We start from the raw sequence: 16697 nt of genomic DNA, 5'->3' as shown, positions 1-16697 counted from the left end.
CTAGTTGTACTGCCCTGGGAGGTTGGTGACGCGGCTGATGGGTGGCTGGCCTTTCAGCGCGGTGTGTCCGCGGTGATGGTTGTACATGTGCAGCCAGGGATCAAGTGCGGCGCGGCGTTCGGCTTCTGAGGCGTACGGGCGGGCGTAGGCCCATTCGTCGGCCAGGGTGCGGTGGAAGCGTTCGACCTTGCCGTTGGTCTGGGGCCGGTAGGGGCGGGTGCGCTTGTGGGTGATGCCCAGCTGGGCGCAGGTCTCGCCCCACAGCCGGGAGCGGTAACAGCTGCCGTTATCGGTCAGTACGCGTTCGATGACGATGGCGCGGGTCGCGAACCAGGTCTGGGCGCGCAGGAGGAATGCGGTGGCGGTTTCCTTGGTCTCATCGGCCAGGATCTCGGTGTAGGCCAGGCGGGTGTGGTCGTCCAGCGCCGTGTGCAGGAAGCCGTGGCCCAGGCGGGGGTTGCCGTGGGCGTTGCGTGAGGCGGTGGGGGTGGCTTGGCGGTTGCGCCCGCCGGCGGCGCGGCCCAGCATGCGGTGGCCGCCACCGTCGGGGATGTTGCCCAGCTTCTTGACGTCGATGTGGACCAGTTCGCCCGGGCGGTCACGCTCGTAGCGGCGGACGGGTGCACCGGTGGCCCGGTCCAGGTGGGTCAGGGGTGGCATGCCGTAGCGGACCAGTACCCGGTGCACGGTGGAGGGGGCCAGGCCCAAGCGGGCGGCGATTCGGGCGGGTCCGAGCCGATGGGTGATGCGGAGCTTGCAGATGCGCCGTTCGGTCCGCTGCGGGGTACGGGCCGGGCTGCGGCGCGGCCGGGACGACCGGTCGGCCATGCCGGCTGGGCCCAGCTGTCGATAGCGACGGGCCCAGCGGGCGGCGGTGGTGTGGGAGACCTGGAAGCGTTCGGCCGCGCGGCGAATGCTCCAGCCGTCCTCGACGATGCAACGCGCGAGCCGGAGTCTGCCGGTTTCGGTCAGCGGGGCGTTACGGTGGGGCATGAGGGCCTCCGGGCGATGTGAATCTTGGTCGACTCACACCACGCCAGAAGGCCCTCACCCTTTTCAAGGTCATCGACAGCGTGTCGCCGATCCTCCACCGCTGTCACCAACGTCCATGGTCAGAACACCTAGTCGACCTCGGCGCTGCCGTTCACCCGCAGCTTGCGGCGGGCCCGCTCGTAGAAGGTCGTCGTCCCGAGCCGCACCACGCGGGCCGCGGCGCGCAGCGCCGTCACGGTGAGCCGGTCGCCCGGGCACAGGTGGCCGCCGATGGCGCCGTCGACCTCCATCGCGAGCTGTCCGCTCGTCGGGAGCACGTCGAGCGTCACCTCCTCGTCGGCGGACAGCACGAGCGCCCGGTTGAAGGCCGTGTGCGCGGCGGCCGGGACGACGATGAAACCCTCGACGGTGGGGGAGACGATCGGGCCGCCGGCCGAGAAGCTGTACGCCGTCGACCCGGTGGCGGTGGAGACGATCACCGCGTCGGCGGCGTACCGGACGAACGGCTCGCCGTAGACCGAGACGGCCACGGCGGCGAGCCCGTCGCCGGGGATGCGGACGAGCGCGATGTCGTTGAAGGCGGTCACCGTCCGGCCGTCGTGGGTGGTCGCCCGGACCGCCATGCGCGGCTCCACCGTGTACCTGTGCTCGTCGATCGCCGACAGCGCGGGCGCGAGGTCCGCGACGTCGATCTCGGCGAGGAAGCCGAGCCGGCCCAGGTTGACGCCGAGGACGGGCGTCGGCCGCCCGGCGATCAGGCGCATGGTGCGCAGCATCGTGCCGTCGCCGCCGAGGCTGACCAGCAGGTCGGCCTGCCGCACCAGCGTCTGGTCGTCCACCGCGACCGCGCTGCAGTCGATGCGCCCGACCTCGTCGGGCAGGCCCAGCACCGGGCAGCCCCGGTTGCGCGCCCACTCGACGATGGTGTCGATCGCCTCCTTCGAGTCGCGCTCGGGGTGCAGAACGAGACCGACGGTGCTGACCATGCCCATGCCCCTCACTGTACGGGGCATCAGGCACGACCTAACGCGCGTCGTCGCGGGGGGCCTGGGTGATGGGGAGGACCACCCGGAACCGGGTGTCTCCGGGCGTGGACTCCACCCGGATGTCTCCGTGGTGCTTGTTCACGACGATCCGATAGGAGATGTCCAGGCCAAGGCCGGTGCCCTCGCCGACGGGCTTGGTGGTGAAGAACGGCTCGAAGATGCGGGGCCGGACCTCCGGCGGGATGCCGGGCCCGGTGTCGCCGATCTCCGTGATGAGGTGCCCGTCCTTCCGCCAGGTGCGGATGGTGAGCGTGCCCTCGCCGTTCATCGCGCAGAGGGCGTTGTCGATGAGGTTCGTCCACACCTGGTTCAGCTCCGCCGCGTACGCCGGGATCGGCGGCAGCGACCGGTCGTACTCCTTGACCGTGCGCACGCCCTGCGGGATCTTGCCGTGGAGCATGGTCAGCGTGGCGTCGAGCAGGTCGTGCACGTCGACGGTCTGGTACGGGGCCCGGTCGAGCTGGGAGTACTGCTTCGCCGCGCCGACCAGGCTGGAGATCCGGTTCACCGCGTCGTCGATCTCGCCCATCAGCAGCTCGGTGTCGATCGTGTAGGTGAGCCACCGCACCGCCGGCTCCAGGTTCTCCTCGCCCACCGCGCCGGCGATCTGGCCGAGCCACTCCACGTCGAGGCCCCCGGCCACCAGCGTGGCCGCGAGGTCCCAGCCGCCGATGATGTCGTGGTCGTCCAGCCAGTCGGCGATGGCGTCCTCGGCGTCGGACCGCGCCAGCGGGGACAGCTCGGGGGCGGACGCGGCGCGCTTGACCGCGTCCTCCTGGAGCTCCACGAGATCGTGCAGCTGGCTGCCGTCCAGCCGCCCGTCGGCGATCATGGCGAGCTTCTGCCGCATGCCCGCCACCCGTCCGCGCAGCGCGGACGTGGCGCGCACGGCGGCGGCTGCCGGGTTGTTCAGCTCGTGGGTGAGCCCGGCCGACAGCGAGCCGAGCGCGAGCAGCCGCTCCCGCTCGCCCACGACCGTCTGGGTGGCGCGCATGCCGATGAACAGCCCCTCAAGCAGGTGCATCGCCATCGGGAACCACTCGCGCACGCACTCGGCGATCACCTCGGCGGGCAGCACGAAGAACTCGGCGTCGGTGACCGCGCGCAGCGAGTTGAGGTAGAGCTGGTGCGGCTCCCCGGTGATGTACGACTGGGTGGCGCCGCCGTACACGCCGCGCTGGCCGGTGCGGCTCACCTCGACCTCGTCGCCCTGCACCCGCCTGCTCATCGCGACGGTGCCGCTGAGCAGTACGAAGAAGCAGGTGGCGGGCTCGCCCTCGCCGTAGACGAGAGTGCCGGCGGCGCGGGTCTCCACCCGGCCCTCCGCCGACAGGGCGGCGAGCTGGCCGTCGTCCAGGGACTCGAAGAGGAACAGGGTGCGCAGCTCGTGCGGCGGCAGCGTCTCGGTCATCGGCCCTCCAGGTAGCGGTGGACGAGCGAGACCGCCATCGCGCCCTCGCCCACGGCCGAGGCGACGCGCTTGACCGATCCGGCCCGCACGTCGCCGGCCGCGAAGACGCCCGGCATGCTCGACTCCAGGTGGTAGGGGTCTCTGGACGGCGCCCACCCGGCCGGGCGGCTTCCGTCGGCGAGCAGGTCGGAGCCGGTCAGCACGTATCCGTTCCCGTCGCGGGCCACCACGTCGCCGAGCCAGTCGGTGCGCGGCTCGGCGCCGATGAAGACGAAGAGCCACGACGTCGGCACGGTGGCGACCCGGCCGGACCGCCGGTCGCACAGGGTCAGCCGCTCCAGGTGGTCGCGTCCCTCGCCCCCCACGACCTCGGTGTTCGGGTGGACCTCGATGTTCGCGATCCCCTCGATCTGGTCGATCAGGTAGCGCGACATCGACCGGGTGAGGTCGTCGCCCCGGATGAGGATGTGCACCTTCCTCGCGAAGCGGGAGAAGTACACCGCCCCTTGGCCCGCCGAGTTGGCCCCGCCGACGATGTAGATCTCCTCGCCGGAGCAGTTCGGGGCCTCGATGGCGGCCGAGCCGTAGAAGACGCCGCGGCCGGTCAGATCGGCGAGGCCGGGCGCGTTCAGGAGGCGGTACGACACGCCCGTGGCCAGCACGACCGTGTGCGCCGCGACGGCCGTGTCGTCGGAGAACCGCAGCAGCGTGACCGGGTCCTGCCGTTCGAGGCCGACGACCTCGCGGGTGGTGAGCATCTCGGCGTTGAACTTCTGGGCCTGCCTGCGGGCGCGGTCGGTGAGCTGGGCGCCCGAGACGCCGTCGGGGAAGCCCAGGTAGTTCTCGATCCGGCTGCTCTGCCCCGCCTGGCCGCCGGTCGCCCGCTGTTCGACCAGCAGGGTCCGCAGGCCCTCGGAGGCGCCGTAGACCGCCGCGCCGAGCCCGGCCGGGCCCCCGCCGATCACGGCGAGGTCGTAGAGGTCGGAGGCGGGGGTGGTGGCCATGCCGACGTGCGCGGCGAGGTCGGTCTCCGTGGGCCGGGCCAGGGCCTTGCCGTCCGTGGTGATCACGACCGGCACGTCCGCCTCGGCCAGCCCGGCCGCGGCGAGCAGTCGCGCGCCCTCGGCCTCGTCGGCCCGGATCCAGCGGTACGGCACGAGGTTGCGGGCCAGGAAGTCGCGCACCGCGAACGACCGCGCCGACCAGCGGTGCCCGACGACCTTGGTCTCCGGCATCGTCACGGCGGGGGTGGCGAGCCACGCCTCCAGCAGCGCGTCCAGCACCGGGTAGAGCTTCTCCTCGGGCGGGTTCCACGGCTTGAGCAGGTAGTGGTCGAGATCCACGATGTTGATCGCGTTTATGGCCGCGTCCGTGTCGGCGTACGCGGTGAGCAGCACACGGCGGGCCAGCGGGAAGACGTCCATGGCGGCCTCGAGGAACTCGATGCCGTTCATCCCGGGCATCCGGTAGTCGGCCAGGAGCACGGCGACCTGCTCGCCGCGCAGCTTGATCTCCCGCAGCGCGTCCAGCGCGGTGGACCCGGACTCGGCCCGGATCACGCGGTAGCGGTCGCCGTACCGGCGGCGTAGGTCGCGCGCCACCGAACGCGAGACAGAGGGATCGTCGTCGACGGTGAGGATCGCGGCGTTCTGCACCTCTCCAAGGTACTGGCGATAAACATGATCCGGTTCATCCCCGAAGGGCCATAGGTCCCATGTCAGGGGGACGTTCGCCGCTCGCCGCACCAATGGGTATGACGAAGTCTGAGGAGGGACGGGGAGGAAGATGCGATGCCCATGACCGTCCGTGACGTCATGAACAGGTTCGTGGTCGCGGTCGAGGCGGACGCCTCGTTCGGCGAGGTGGTGACCGCGATGTGCCGGTTCCACGTCGGAGCGGTCCCCGTGGTGGACGGCGAGCGGCGGGTGCTCGGCATGGTCAGCGAGGACGACCTGCTGCTGAAGGACATGGACCGGCGGATGGGCGACCTGCTCTTCGAGGGGCCCACGCGTCACCGGGAGCGGAGGAAGGCGGCGGGCCGGCTGGTGCGCGATCTCATGAGCACTCCCGCGATCACGGTCACCGAGGACACCCCGGTGCGGCAGGCGGCCTGGCTCATGCACCGGAACCGGATCAAGGATCTTCCGGTGGTGGACGAGCAGACCGGGCGCATCACCGGGCTGGTCCGCAAGTCCGACCTGATCAGGGTGTTCTGCCGCTCCCCGGAGGACATCCACGACGACGTCCTCGACGCGATCGGGCGGCACTCCGGACGGTGCTCGATGCGGGTCGAAGACGGGATCGTCTACCTCGACGGCAGCGTGGAGCGGCGTTCGCAGCTCAGGACGCTGCTGGAGGACATCTGGCGGGTGGACGGCGTGGTGGACGTCGACTCCGACGTCTCGTACGAGATCGACGACCTGGGCCGGGTGGTCCCGCCCGTCACCCGTCCATGATCAGTACGGCGGCTCCCTCCACCCGGTCGGCGGCGAGGTCGGCCAGCGCCCGGTCGGCGGCCGAGAAGGCGTAGGGCGTGGTCGTGACCTGAGGGCGGTGGAGGGACGCCAGCCGGAGGAACTCCCGGCCGTCGGCGCGGGTGTTGGCCGTGACGCTGCGCAGCGTGCGCTCCTGGAACAGATGGCGCTGGTAGTTCAGCGCCGGGATGTCGGTCAGGTGGATCCCGGCGACCGCGAGCGTCCCGCCCCGGTCGAGCGCGGCGAGGGCGACCGGCACGAGGTCGCCCACCGGGGCGAACAGGACGGCCGCGTCCAGGGGCTCCGGTGGCGGGTCGGCGCTGCCCCCGGCGGAGGCCGCGCCCAGCCGGAGCGCGAGTTCCCGGGCCGCCGCCGACCTCGTCATGACGTGCACGGTCGCGCCCTCGGCGATCGCGATCTGCGCGGTCAGGTGCGCCGAGGCGCCGAAGCCGTAGATCCCGAGCCGGCCGCCGGGCGGCAGATCGGCGCGGACCAGCGCCCGGTATCCGATGATCCCCGCGCAGAGCAGCGGCGCCAGCGTCTCCGCCGGAGCGTCCTCCGGCAACGGGTAGACGTACGCGGCGGGGGCGGTCAGCAGTTCGGCGTAGCCGCCGTCGGCGTCCCAGCCCGTGTAGGCGGACGCGGGACACAGGTTCTCCGCGCCCCGCAGGCAGTATCGGCACCGGCCGCAGGTCGAGCGCAGCCACGCCACGCCCACCCGCGAACCGGGCGGCGGCCCCGCCGTGTCCGGGCCGAGGGCCGCCACCCGCCCCACCACCTCGTGCCCGGGAACCGTACGGGGCCGCCTCGGGGGGAGATCGCCCTCGGCGAGGTGCAGGTCGGTGCGGCAGACGGCGCACACCTCGACGCGGATCAGCAGTTCCCCCGGCCCGGGCACGGGGTCCGGCAGTCCGGCCCGTTCCAGGGGCCGCGTCGCGACCGGTCCCGGGCGGGCCACGACCCAGGCGTCCACGGCTAGCCGTGCCGGATGCGCCGGCCGCTGATCTCGACCGGCTCGATCCTGATGTAGAGGGGGCGCTCGCCGCCCGCCCACGTCTCGACCTCCTTGTGCACGTCACCGGTCACGTGGTGGGCCCCGCCGCGGACGAGCACGCTCCAGCCCTCCCGCGTCCTCTCGTCGATGCGGTCGACCTCGAAGGCGACCATGAAGTCGGCCCCGTTGACGCCCGTGCGCAGGTCGGCGTCCATCGGGCCGCCGAGCGCCGTGCGGAACAGCACCGCGCCCTGCTCCACCGTGTAGTTGACCGGCAGGATCACCGGACCGCCGGGGTGGGTGAAGGCGATCCTGCCGACGCCCCCGGGGGAGATCAGCCGCAGGCAGTCGTCGCGGTCCAGCTTCTCCAGGTGCGGCAGGCCGGCGGGTGCGGTGTTCTCAGACATGCGTTCCTCTTCTTCACAGTCGGGTCCTACGGCCTCGTTCGGCGCGTGACCAGCGTCCCGTCCCCGGCGCCGGCGGCGGCACCGCCGTCCGTCACGTTCCGGGGGACGAAAGACCCTTGGCCGCGTCTCCTCCCTTGGCCGTCGTTTGCCGTAATCCCTCCTTTAGTCGCATGCCCCGGATGGGCACGACCGTCACGTGACTCCCGCCGGGGGAGCGCCACGGGGAGGACCCCCCGTCATCACCACAACGGGAAGGACGCCGCGATGAGGCCGTACGGACAACCACACGCCGATCACCCGGCGAGGCGCTGATGGAGGTGCTGAGCGGCCGCGTGCTCGTGCGCTCCGCCGACCGGGCCGCGAGCCGCCGCTTCTACCGGGACGTCCTGGGCCTGGCGGTGAGCCGGGAGTTCGGACCGGCCGAGGACCCCGGGGTCGTGTTCTTCCTCGGGGCCGGATTCCTGGAGGTCTCCTCGCACGGCGGCGGCGCACGGGAGAGCCCGGCGCTGTGGCTCCAGGTCCGCGACGTCCGGCGGGAGCACGAACGGCTGGCCGGCGCGGGGGTGCGGGTGTCGCACCCGCCCCGGCTGGAACCCTGGGGCCTGGTGGAGATGTGGATCGAGGACCCCGACGGCCTGCCGATCGTGCTCGTCGAGATCCCCGAGGGACATCCGCTGCGGCGCGATCCCCGATCCTTCACCCCTCATCCCACCTGACCAGGATGAGTGTGATCCGGGTCTCACCTCGCCGTAGGCTTCTACTGGGAGACGGTAGCCTTAATTTCCTACCGGATTCGTGGGAGAATCGGGCGATGAGTACCTGGCCATGTGAGACGCCGACCACCGCCGCCGTCATGGCCGCGCGCTGGGTGAGGTCGGCGGCCGTCGACGACGCCCTCGGACGGCACTGGCTGGCCAATCCCGATCCCCGGGGCCGGTCGGCCGGCGCGGGGAACGCCTCCTCCCTGTACGCGGGGGCGGCCGGCGTCGTGCTGTTCTTCCTGGAGGCCGCCGCCGCCACCGGCGACCAGACGTATCAAGACGACGCTCTCGCGGGGGCGCGGCGGCTCGCCGCGACGTGGCGGGAGCAGCGCGATCCGACCTTCTACCACGGCCGGGCGGGGATGCTCTTCGCGATGGCCGAGACCGGCTGGGCGACCGGCGACGAGGAGGTCCACGAGGCGGCCCGCGCCGCCGCCGACGGCCTGGTGCGCGACGTCCGCCGGTTCGACGACGGCGTCGGCTGGACCGGGGACCCGGCGCTGCGCGGCGACGGGGGGATCGTGCTCGCGCTGCTGCACGCCTCGGGCCTCCTCGGGGTGTCGGCGTACGAGGAGGTGGCCGTCGAGGCGGGCGGGCGCATCGCGGCCCTCGCCGTGCCCGGCCACCGCTTCGGCGGAAAGGCCTGCCCCGACCTGCCCGTGGACGCCGTCACGCCGGGGTTCCTCTCGGGTACGGCGGGCACCGCGTTCCTGCTCGCCCGGCTGCACGGCGTGACCCGCGACACGCGGTTCCTCGCGGCGGCCCGCCGGGGGGCCGACTTCGTCCGCACGGTCAGCGTGGTCACCGACAGGTGCGCCCGCGTCCCGCACCACCTGCCGCAGGGGCGCCGCCTCCACTACCTCGGCTTCTGCTCCGGCGCGGCCGGGGTGGCCCGGATGTTCCACGAGCTGCACCGCGTCACCAGCGATCCCGGCGACCTGGACTGGGTGGAGCGCCTCGCCCACGGGATCGTGCAGAGCGGGCTGCCGGAGCACGCCCCGCCCGGCCACTGGGACGTGGCCTGCCTGTGCTGCGGCACGGCCGGGCTGCTGGAACTGTTCACCGGCCTGTACGCGGCCACCGGGCGGGAGCCGTACCTCGCCTTCGCCCGCACCCTCGCCGCCGATCTCATCGGACGCGCGGCCGGGGACGAGGAGGACGGCTTCCGCTGGTACCAGGCGTACCGCCGGCTGCGGCCGGAGGAGTTCACCGCCGACACCGGCTACATGGTGGGCGCCGCGGGGATCGGGACCGCGCTGCTGCACCTCGCGGCCACCGAGGCCGCCACCGAGGACGCCGCCCGGGACGCCGTCTCGGCCGCGGCGGGGGGTGTGGCGCAGGGCGGCCCGCGCCGTCTGATCCTCCTGCCGGACAACCCGTTCCCGGCCATCCCGGTCCCCGCCGCCGTTCTGCGTGGGGGCGACGCCTGAGCGGCGCCCTTTGGCGGCCGGCTCCACAGGTCCTTCGGAGGTCGTCTCCGGAGCTCGTCTCAGGGCCGTCGCCGGAACGGGGCGAGCGTGGCCCGCACGAGATCGGCGGCGCCCCAGTCGGGGTCGAACTGGGCGATCACGGCCAGGTGCTGGCGTAGCTGGAGGATCGGCATCCGTTCGCGCCAGTCGCGGTCGAGCCCGGTCAGCTCGGCGTAGAGCTCGAAGAACACGTGCGCCTCGGGCGGCGGCGCCGTCGTCCACAGGTGGGCCAGGTCGACCTCGGCCCACGTGTACGACACGGCCGGGTCGATCAGCGCGGGCCGCCCGTCAGGGGTGGCCATGACGTTCAGCGCCCACAGGTCGCCGTGCGTCAGGCACGCGGGCCGGACGGGCAGCAGCTCGGGCAGCCGGTCGCACAGCCGCTCCAGCGCCGCTCGGTCCGCGACGTCGAGCGCCTCCCGGACGCGACGCTCGCCGAGCCAGCGCAGCAGACGGTGCTGGGCGAAGAACTCGTACCCGTCGTCGTCCCAGGTGTTGACCTGCCGGCGACGGCCCAGCCAGTTGTCCCTGTGCCACCCGAATCGGGAGTGCCGCGTGGTGGTGTGCAGGTGGGCGAGCGCATGCGCGAGCTGCTCCCAGAAGGCCCCGGTGCCCGGCCGGGGGCGCAGCACGGACAGCACGAGCAGGTCGCGGTCCGCCAGGATGATCTCGGGCGTGGCGACGCCGCCAGTCTCGCGGAGCGCGGTGAGCCCCTCGGCCTCCGCGGCGAAGGCGTCGTCCGACGGCGGCTCGCCGAACGCCTTGACGAACACCGGCGTGCCGTCACCGCGGCGCGCGAGCCCCGCGATCGCGGCGAGGCCTCCAGCGGCCGGCTCGACCGCGACGACGTCGGTCAGACCGGCCGCGTGCAGGCGTTCGAGCAGGACGGACGTCGTGTCTGTCACGGGTGTGCTCCTGTCTGCCGGCCGCGCGTCATGGCATGTCAGGGCCGAGCCGGCGGCGGCTCACTCATCGGTACGGGCTGTGTCCTCCTGTCGAGTGTGCTCGCCGTCGGCGGGTGCCGGCCTCCACTGTCGAGTCGTGCCGCTGGACGGTGCCGTGCGTCCAGGGGCCCCGCTCCGGCCCTCCTGGGAGGAGGGTGCGTCCACATCTGACTTTGACACGTGATGGGGTGTTCGTCCATAAAGTAAAACTTTCATCCGCAATGTCGAGATTTGGGGTCTTCTTGGTTTAGTGTCCGGTTACCCAACCGTGACCAGTCAGGAGATCCCCCATTTCCAGCTACGCGGACCCCCATGAGCAGCACGTGACCGCCCTCTCCCTCGCGGCGGCCTCCCTCCCCACACAGGCCACCGAGGCGGCCGAGACTCCGGCCGTTCCCGAGGTCGGCTGTCCCACGGCCGACGGCCGGACGGTGCTCTACGCCGGCAAGACGACCGCGTCCTACTTCTGGGACGACGGATCGGGCGTCAACGGCGACACCGGAGCCCCCGCGTCGGGCGAGCCGATGCAGAAGGGCCTGGCGGCCAGCCCGAGCTGGCCCATGGGCACCAAGGGCTATGTGATCTACCAGGGCAAGAAGGCCGAGTTCTTCGTCGGCGACCGCGGCCCCGGCGTTCCCTCCAGCAGCGGGGTCATGCTCGATCTCGACGGCAAGACGTTCGCCGAGCTCACCGGCGGCACCTGGGACAGCGACTCGCTCACCGTCGAGGGCGCGGGCGGGCTCGGCCACATCCCGGTGAAGTACGTGATCACCGAGTGGGGCAAGGGACGCGGCAAGACGGGCGCGCCCAAGCCGTTCTCCACCGGCGCGTACGGCGTGCGGGACCAGGCCGAGCCTCCGCCGCCCTGCCCGACCGCGGCCCCCGCCCCCTCCGAGGAGTCGCAGACCACCGCCTCCACGCCGGCTGCCAAGGCGGCTCCCGAAGCGGCCGCGAAGGCGGCCCCGGCGCAGCCGCTCACGCCGGCCTCTCCCGCTCCCGCCGACCAGGCCCAGGCCGCCGCGGCGGCCATGGCCCCCTTCGCCGGCGGGCAGGACGCGGCGGGCGGCGCGTCCCCGGCCGCGCCGGCCGCCACGACCGGTACGGCGTCGGTGCAGGCCGTCACCCCCGTGTCCGCCACCGGCGACCCGTCCGGCGGCGACGACGCGGCTCCCGCCGTCTCCGCCGCGATCGTGGTGTGCGCGCTCGTCGCGGTGGGCGCGAAGGCGGTGCACAGCCGGGTCACCCGCCGGCCGAGCGGCGAAGAGGCCCAGTAGGGGCGCGCGGGAGAGGCGGGGCTACCTCGGCTACCGCCTGCGGCCCCGCAGCGCTCCCGCCACCCGGTTGAACACCCGGTCCCACTCGGAGCCGAACGGGTTGTCCTGCACCAGGTAGGTCCAGGTCGCCGTGGGCCGCTTGAGGCCCTGGTCCGCCAGATCGCGGGTGACGTCGGCCTTTTCGAAGGTCTCCCGGGAGCGCCGTTCGACCTCGTCCAGCATCGCCCGGTAGGCGGGGACGGCCTCCCGGTTGAACTCGTCCAGCGGGTTGAGCCGCCCGAGCGCGCGCAGGTGGATGCCCTCGCGCAGGTCGGACAGGAAGCCGAGGTGTTCGGTCCAGCACTGGTCGAGGTGGTACAGCACGATCTGCCGGGCCGCCCGCTCGACCGCCTCCTCGCCCGCCGTCCCGCACAGCTCGCGGTAGCGCTCCGGGCAGGCCGACTCCAGCGCCCGCGCCCCGGTGTCGCCGTTCAGCACCCGGTCGCGCTGTTCGAGCACCTCGGCCCGCTGCCGCTCCAGCAGCCGGGTGTACCGCCAGGTGTTGCGGTGGATCTCCAGGTTCACGCCCTCGGCCACCCGCTGGGCGTGCGCCACGAGCGCGTGCGCGTCAGGGTTCCGTACGGCGCCGTCGGCGTCGGCGGGCGGCAGCGACTGGTCCGGTGCGTAGACGGTCAGGAGCGGGTCCTGGCCGCTGACGAAGAACACCGAGCCGCCCGGGTCGCCCTGCCGCCCGGCCCGGCCCCGGAGCTGGTCGTCCAGCCTGCTGCTGTCGTGCCTGCCGGTGCCGATGACGTAGAGCCCGCCGAGCGAGGCGACCTCGTCCTCCTCGCCGGGGTCGCCCGCGCCGAGCCGGATGTCGGTGCCGCGCCCGGCCATCTGGGTGGAGACCGTGAGGGCCCCGCGCCGTCCGGCCCGCGCGATGATCTGCGCCTCCTCGGCGTCGTTCTTCGCGTTCAGGACGGTCGCGGCGAGCCCTCTGGCCTCAAGGGCCCCGGCCAGGCGCTCGGACTCGGCGACGTCGAGCGTGCCGACGAGGATCGGCTGCCCGGTGGCGTGCCGGGTCTCGATCTCGTCCAGCAGCGCCCCCTCCTTGTCCTCCACGGTCGCGAAGATCCGGTCGGGCTCGTCCACCCGTACGCAGGGGCGGTTGGGCGGGACGACCACGACGGAGAGGTCGTAGAACTCGCGGAGCTGCTCGCCCACGGCGACGGCGGTGCCGGTCATGCCGCACACGCGGGGGTAGCGGTGGATGAGACCCTGCACGGTGATCGAGTCGAGGATCTCGCCCGTCTCCGACGCCTGCAGGTGCTCCTTGGCCTCCACGGCGGCCTGCAGCCCGTCCGGCCAGCGCTGCAGCGCCGCGACCCGGCCGCGCGAGGTGTTGACGAGCTCGACCTTGCCGTCCCTGACGATGTAGTCGACGTCCCGGGTGAGCAGCGTGTGGGCGTGCAGCGCGAGGTTGACCTGCGTCACCACGCCGGGGTGCTCGTAGAGGTCGACGCCGAGGGCCTTCTCGACCGTGTCGGTGCCCTTGGGGGTGAGGAAGACGGCCCGGCCCTCCTCGTCGATCGTGTAGTGGTAGCCGCGCGACAGCCGCCGTACGAGGGCCGCCATCTCGGGGAGGGCCGTGCCCGCGTCGGCCGCGCCGGCCAGCACCAGGGGCACCCGGGCCTCGTCCACCAGCACCGAGTCGGCCTCGTCGACGAGCGCGACCTCCGGGGCCGGCACGACCAGCTCGGCCGGGTCGGTGCACAGCCGGTCGCGCAGCACGTCGAAGCCGAGCTCGCTCACCGCCGCGTACGTGACGTCGCACGCGTACGCCTTCCTGCGCTCCTCCGGCGTGGAGGTCTCGGCGATCCATCCGGCCGTCAGGCCCAGCGTCTCGTACAGCGGGCCCATCCACTCGGCGTCGCGGCGGGCGAGGTAGTCGTTCACCGAGACCACGTGGACCCGGGAGCCGCGCAGCGCGTACCCGGCGGCCGCCATGGCCCCGACGAGCGTCTTGCCCTCGCCGGTGGCCATCTGCGCGACGTGGCCCTCCAGCAGCGCCAGCATGCCCGCGAGCTGCACGTCGTACGGCCGCTGGCCGAGCGCTCGGACGGCCGCCTCCCGCATCACCGCGCAGAAGTCGGCGGTGCCGACCCAGGCCGGGTCGGCGACGGCGGGGCGAAGCTCGTCGCGCCGACCGGCCTCGGCCGCGCGCCCGGCCGCCTCCGCGGCGACCCGCTGGAAGGGGGCGAGATCGACGCTTCCCGGCTTCTCCAGGAACCGCCTGATCCATCGACCTACCCGCGTCACATCCGCTCCAACGACTCTTGGGTCCGACTGGTTCCACATGCCCGGTTCATGGTCCCACTATCTGGGAGGTGCGACAGGTGAGCGTACCTGACACTCCCTGACAGGTACGGACGGCAGCATGGCCGCATGACAACGATCGCGAAGCTCATCGCCGTGACCATCGACTGCGCGGAGCCGAAGAGGCTCGCCGACTTCTACTCCCAGATCACCGGGCTGCCGGTGCAGTATGCCGAAGAGGAGTACGCCGGCATCGGCGACGACACGACGAGCATCTACTTCCAGCGGGTGCCCGAGCGGAGGGCGCCGTCCTGGCCCGGCGCGGACAAGCAGTTCCACCTGGACTTCCGGGTGCCCGACGTGGCCAAGGCCGTGGAGGAGTACGTCGCGCTCGGGGCGACCAAGCCGGAGTTCCAGCCGGGCGACTGGGTCGTGCTCGCCGACCCGGAGGGTCACCTTTTCTGCGTCTGTCCGGAGAGGTCCTGAATCGGGCACAGTGTGGCCGACTCTCCTGACGATGCAAGAAGCGTGATTACATCGCGTGATCGAATCTAGTCTCTCCGTGATCGATTCCCGCGGGCAGGGGGCCCGCCCGATGCGATGCGGAGGCATTCATGACGACTCGATCAGCGGCCCGTCCCGGCCTGGTTCTCCTCGCGGCGACTCTCGCCTGCACGGCGGCCCTGCTACCCGCCGGACCGGGCACGACCGCGGCGAGCGCGCAGTCGCGGGCGGCCGTCGCCCCGCCCCGGATCGGCGTGCTCAAGGTCGGCGGCGGCGCCCTGGTCAAGGAGGGCGGTCTGTCGGCGAGCTGGGTGCTGGAGCACGACGGGGTCGTCCAGATCGCGCTCGCGGGTGACCGGATCGGCGTCCTCACCGGGGACGGCAGGGCCTGGGTGAAGCAGGGGGGCCTGTCCACCAACTGGGTGCTGGAGCACGACGGCGGTGTCAAGCAGCTCGCGCTGGCCGGCGACCGGATCGGCGTCATCACGGGGGACGGCAGGGCCTGGGTGAAGGAGGGCGGCCTGTCGGCGAGCTGGGTGCTGGAGCACGACGGCGTCAAGCAGCTCGCGCTGTCGGGTGACCGCATCGGGGTGCTGACGACCGACGGCAGGGCCTGGGTGAAGGAGGGCGGCCTGTCGGCGAGCTGGGTGCTGGAGTACAACGGCGTCAAGCAGCTCGCGCTGGCCGGCGACCGGATCGGCGTGGTCCGGGCGGACGGCGTCGCGCTGGTCAAGGCGGGCGGGCTGTCCGCCACCTGGGTGACCGAGAACACGGCGGTGAAGCAGCTCGTCCTGGCCGGCGACCGCATCGGGGTCGTCCGGGGCGGCGGCGCGGCGCTGGTGAAGGAGGGGGGCCTGTCGGCCACCTGGGTGACCGAGAACGTGGACGTCCTCGAACTCGCGCTCGCGGGCAAGCGGATCGGCGTGCTCAGGGTCACCGGCGAGGCTCTGGTCAAGGAGGGCGGGCTGTCCGACGCCTGGGTGACCGAGAATGCCGGGGTCGTCGGCATCGCCCTGTCCAGCGGCACCGACTGATCGGACACCGCGGGTTCCCGGATCCTCGGGTCCCGGGAGCCGCGATTTCGCGGACGTGGGGAGTGGGCCCGGAAAGGTCCTGAGAGCCGCGGGTTCCCGTGGCGCGGACCCACTCCCCCTAAACTTGCGTGGTGATTTCTGGACACACCGCCGGCTCCCGGCACCCCGGCCGGCGCCCATGATCTGGGCGGGAGTGGCGATCGCCCTCGTCGGGGCGCTCGGGTACGCGCTGGGCGCGGCGCTGCAGCAGTTCGAAGCCGTGCGCGACGGGGCCACGCTCGCGCTCGTGCGCAGGCCCCGCTGGCTGATCGGCGGGGTGATCGGCTTCGCCGGCGCGTCCCTGCACGCCGTGGCGCTCAGCGTGGCCCCGCTCGTCGTCGTCCAGCCGGTGAGCGTGGCGACGCTGGTCTTCGCGGTGCCGCTCGCCGCCACGCTGCACGGCAGGCGCCCCCGGCGGGCCGAGATCACCGGGTCGATCGCGGTGGCGGTGGGCCTGCTCGGCCTGATGCTGCTGGTCCCGGCGCACAACGTGACCCCCGTGCTGTCGGACGCGAACGCCCTCGCGCTGATCGGCTGCGTCGCCCTGGTCGCCGCCGTCACCTTCACCGCCGCGCGCCTGCTGCGGGGGCCGCTCAAGGCGCTGCTGATGTCGGTCGGCGCCGGAGCGGTGACCGCGACCGTGTCCACGTTCGTCCGGGTCGTCGGCGGCGGGCTCAACGGAGACCTCGGACGGCTGCTCCACTGGTTCACCCTGGCCATCCCGGTGCTGCTGGTCTGCGCCATCGTGCTACTGCAGAAGTCGTACGCCGTCGGCTATTTCGGGATCGCCTACGCCGGAGTCCAGGTCGTCGATCCCCTCACGTCGGTGACGGCCGGGGCCGTGCTGCTGGGCGAGTCGCTGCCCACCGGGCCCGACAAGGTGGTGCCCGCGCTGCTGGCCGCCGCCCTGCTGATCGCGGGGACGGTCACCCTGGGCCGCCTGGCCCCCGACCACTCCAAACCCGCTGTCGTACGCGGTGAGCCCGGCCCGCGCGAGGAGCCGGTGAACGCGGCGACGCCCGAGGCGGCCTGACCCCTCGGCCGCCCGGTGC

15 protein-coding genes are annotated in these 16697 nt (G+C 72.8%); 7 read left to right on the top strand and 8 right to left on the bottom strand.

Annotated elements, in window-relative coordinates:
• The 4 genes from HHX37_RS15760 to HHX37_RS15745 all read right to left on the bottom strand — a co-directional run bounded on the left by HHX37_RS15760 (position 1) and on the right by HHX37_RS15745 (position 5105).
• Positions 1-993, bottom strand: a complete 993-nt coding sequence (locus HHX37_RS15760) for an IS481 family transposase (RefSeq protein WP_182885877.1) — start codon at positions 991-993, stop codon at positions 1-3.
• 128 nt (positions 994-1121) lie between these two features.
• The gene (locus tag HHX37_RS15755) at positions 1122-1985 is read right to left on the bottom strand and encodes an NAD(+)/NADH kinase (RefSeq protein ID WP_182875462.1); all 864 of its coding nucleotides are present in this window, start codon (positions 1983-1985) and stop codon (positions 1122-1124) included.
• 31 nt (positions 1986-2016) lie between these two features.
• Positions 2017-3450, bottom strand: coding sequence for an ATP-binding protein (locus HHX37_RS15750; protein WP_182885876.1), 1434 nt, complete (start codon positions 3448-3450; stop codon positions 2017-2019).
• On the bottom strand, positions 3447-5105 hold the full coding sequence (locus HHX37_RS15745) for an FAD-dependent oxidoreductase (RefSeq protein ID WP_182885875.1): 1659 nt from the start codon (positions 5103-5105) through the stop codon (positions 3447-3449). Before HHX37_RS15745 ends, HHX37_RS15750 begins: the two co-directional genes overlap by 4 nt.
• A gap of 135 nt (positions 5106-5240) precedes the next feature.
• Between HHX37_RS15745 and HHX37_RS15740 the strand changes: the two genes are divergently transcribed.
• Positions 5241-5906, top strand: a complete 666-nt coding sequence (locus HHX37_RS15740; RefSeq protein WP_182881432.1) for a CBS domain-containing protein — start codon at positions 5241-5243, stop codon at positions 5904-5906.
• Here the strand turns inward: HHX37_RS15740 and HHX37_RS15735 are convergent.
• Positions 5893-6897 carry a zinc-dependent alcohol dehydrogenase family protein gene (locus HHX37_RS15735; RefSeq protein WP_182885874.1) on the bottom strand — a complete coding sequence of 335 codons (1005 nt, stop codon included), beginning with the start codon at positions 6895-6897 and terminating at the stop codon, positions 5893-5895. The two genes, HHX37_RS15740 and HHX37_RS15735, sit on opposite strands and share 14 nt — an antisense overlap.
• 2 nt (positions 6898-6899) lie before the next feature.
• A complete protein-coding gene (locus tag HHX37_RS15730) occupies positions 6900-7325 on the bottom strand; it encodes a pyridoxamine 5'-phosphate oxidase family protein (RefSeq protein WP_182885873.1) in 426 nt (141 codons plus the stop codon).
• 311 nt (positions 7326-7636) lie between these two features.
• Here HHX37_RS15730 and HHX37_RS15725 point away from each other — a divergent pair, with 311 nt between their 5' ends.
• The gene (locus HHX37_RS15725; protein WP_117408489.1) at positions 7637-8041 is read left to right on the top strand and encodes a VOC family protein; all 405 of its coding nucleotides are present in this window, start codon (positions 7637-7639) and stop codon (positions 8039-8041) included.
• Positions 8042-8136: 95 nt separating this feature from the next.
• Positions 8137-9516, top strand: coding sequence for a lanthionine synthetase LanC family protein (locus HHX37_RS15720; protein WP_182885872.1), 1380 nt, complete (start codon positions 8137-8139; stop codon positions 9514-9516).
• A gap of 59 nt (positions 9517-9575) precedes the next feature.
• On the opposite strand, the gene HHX37_RS15715 is transcribed toward HHX37_RS15720, so the two are convergent.
• A complete protein-coding gene (locus tag HHX37_RS15715) occupies positions 9576-10460 on the bottom strand; it encodes a fructosamine kinase family protein (protein ID WP_182885871.1) in 885 nt (294 codons plus the stop codon).
• 362 nt (positions 10461-10822) lie between these two features.
• Here HHX37_RS15715 and HHX37_RS15710 point away from each other — a divergent pair, with 362 nt between their 5' ends.
• Positions 10823-11773, top strand: a complete 951-nt coding sequence (locus HHX37_RS15710) for a hypothetical protein (protein ID WP_310740392.1) — start codon at positions 10823-10825, stop codon at positions 11771-11773.
• A gap of 30 nt (positions 11774-11803) precedes the next feature.
• On the opposite strand, the gene secA2 is transcribed toward HHX37_RS15710, so the two are convergent.
• Positions 11804-14071 carry an accessory Sec system translocase SecA2 gene (secA2, locus tag HHX37_RS15705; RefSeq protein WP_310740391.1) on the bottom strand — a complete coding sequence of 756 codons (2268 nt, stop codon included), beginning with the start codon at positions 14069-14071 and terminating at the stop codon, positions 11804-11806.
• Between the two features lie 126 nt (positions 14072-14197).
• Between secA2 and HHX37_RS15700 the strand changes: the two genes are divergently transcribed.
• The 3 genes from HHX37_RS15700 to HHX37_RS15690 all read left to right on the top strand — a co-directional run bounded on the left by HHX37_RS15700 (position 14198) and on the right by HHX37_RS15690 (position 16678).
• Complete coding sequence (locus tag HHX37_RS15700; protein WP_182885869.1) at positions 14198-14554, top strand: VOC family protein; 357 nt, start codon at positions 14198-14200, stop codon at positions 14552-14554.
• Between the two features lie 128 nt (positions 14555-14682).
• On the top strand, positions 14683-15606 hold the full coding sequence (locus tag HHX37_RS15695; protein ID WP_182885868.1) for a peptidase S1: 924 nt from the start codon (positions 14683-14685) through the stop codon (positions 15604-15606).
• A gap of 178 nt (positions 15607-15784) precedes the next feature.
• The gene (locus HHX37_RS15690; protein WP_182881438.1) at positions 15785-16678 is read left to right on the top strand and encodes a DMT family transporter; all 894 of its coding nucleotides are present in this window, start codon (positions 15785-15787) and stop codon (positions 16676-16678) included.
• Positions 16679-16697: the final 19 nt, after the last annotated feature.

The organism is Microbispora sp. H10885 (assembly GCF_014161415.1).
GTDB lineage: Bacteria > Actinomycetota > Actinomycetes > Streptosporangiales > Streptosporangiaceae > Microbispora > Microbispora triticiradicis.
Note: the sequence above shows the minus strand (reverse complement) of the source record. Positions and strands in the feature narration are given on the sequence as shown.

Bases quoted from the DNA above. Each gene is read 5' to 3' on its own strand.
- HHX37_RS15755 (WP_182875462.1), bottom strand. From the start codon at position 1,985: ATGGGCATGGTCAGCACCGTCGGTCTCGTTCTGCACCCCGAGCGCGAC.
- HHX37_RS15690 (WP_182881438.1), top strand. From the start codon at position 15,785: ATGATCTGGGCGGGAGTGGCGATCGCCCTCGTCGGGGCGCTCGGGTAC.
- HHX37_RS15740 (WP_182881432.1), top strand. From the start codon at position 5,241: ATGCCCATGACCGTCCGTGACGTCATGAACAGGTTCGTGGTCGCGGTC.
- HHX37_RS15720 (WP_182885872.1), top strand. From the start codon at position 8,137: ATGAGTACCTGGCCATGTGAGACGCCGACCACCGCCGCCGTCATGGCC.
- HHX37_RS15760 (WP_182885877.1), bottom strand. From the start codon at position 993: ATGCCCCACCGTAACGCCCCGCTGACCGAAACCGGCAGACTCCGGCTC.
- HHX37_RS15700 (WP_182885869.1), top strand. From the start codon at position 14,198: ATGACAACGATCGCGAAGCTCATCGCCGTGACCATCGACTGCGCGGAG.
- HHX37_RS15750 (WP_182885876.1), bottom strand. From the start codon at position 3,450: ATGACCGAGACGCTGCCGCCGCACGAGCTGCGCACCCTGTTCCTCTTC.
- HHX37_RS15730 (WP_182885873.1), bottom strand. From the start codon at position 7,325: ATGTCTGAGAACACCGCACCCGCCGGCCTGCCGCACCTGGAGAAGCTG.
- HHX37_RS15695 (WP_182885868.1), top strand. From the start codon at position 14,683: ATGACGACTCGATCAGCGGCCCGTCCCGGCCTGGTTCTCCTCGCGGCG.
- HHX37_RS15725 (WP_117408489.1), top strand. From the start codon at position 7,637: ATGGAGGTGCTGAGCGGCCGCGTGCTCGTGCGCTCCGCCGACCGGGCC.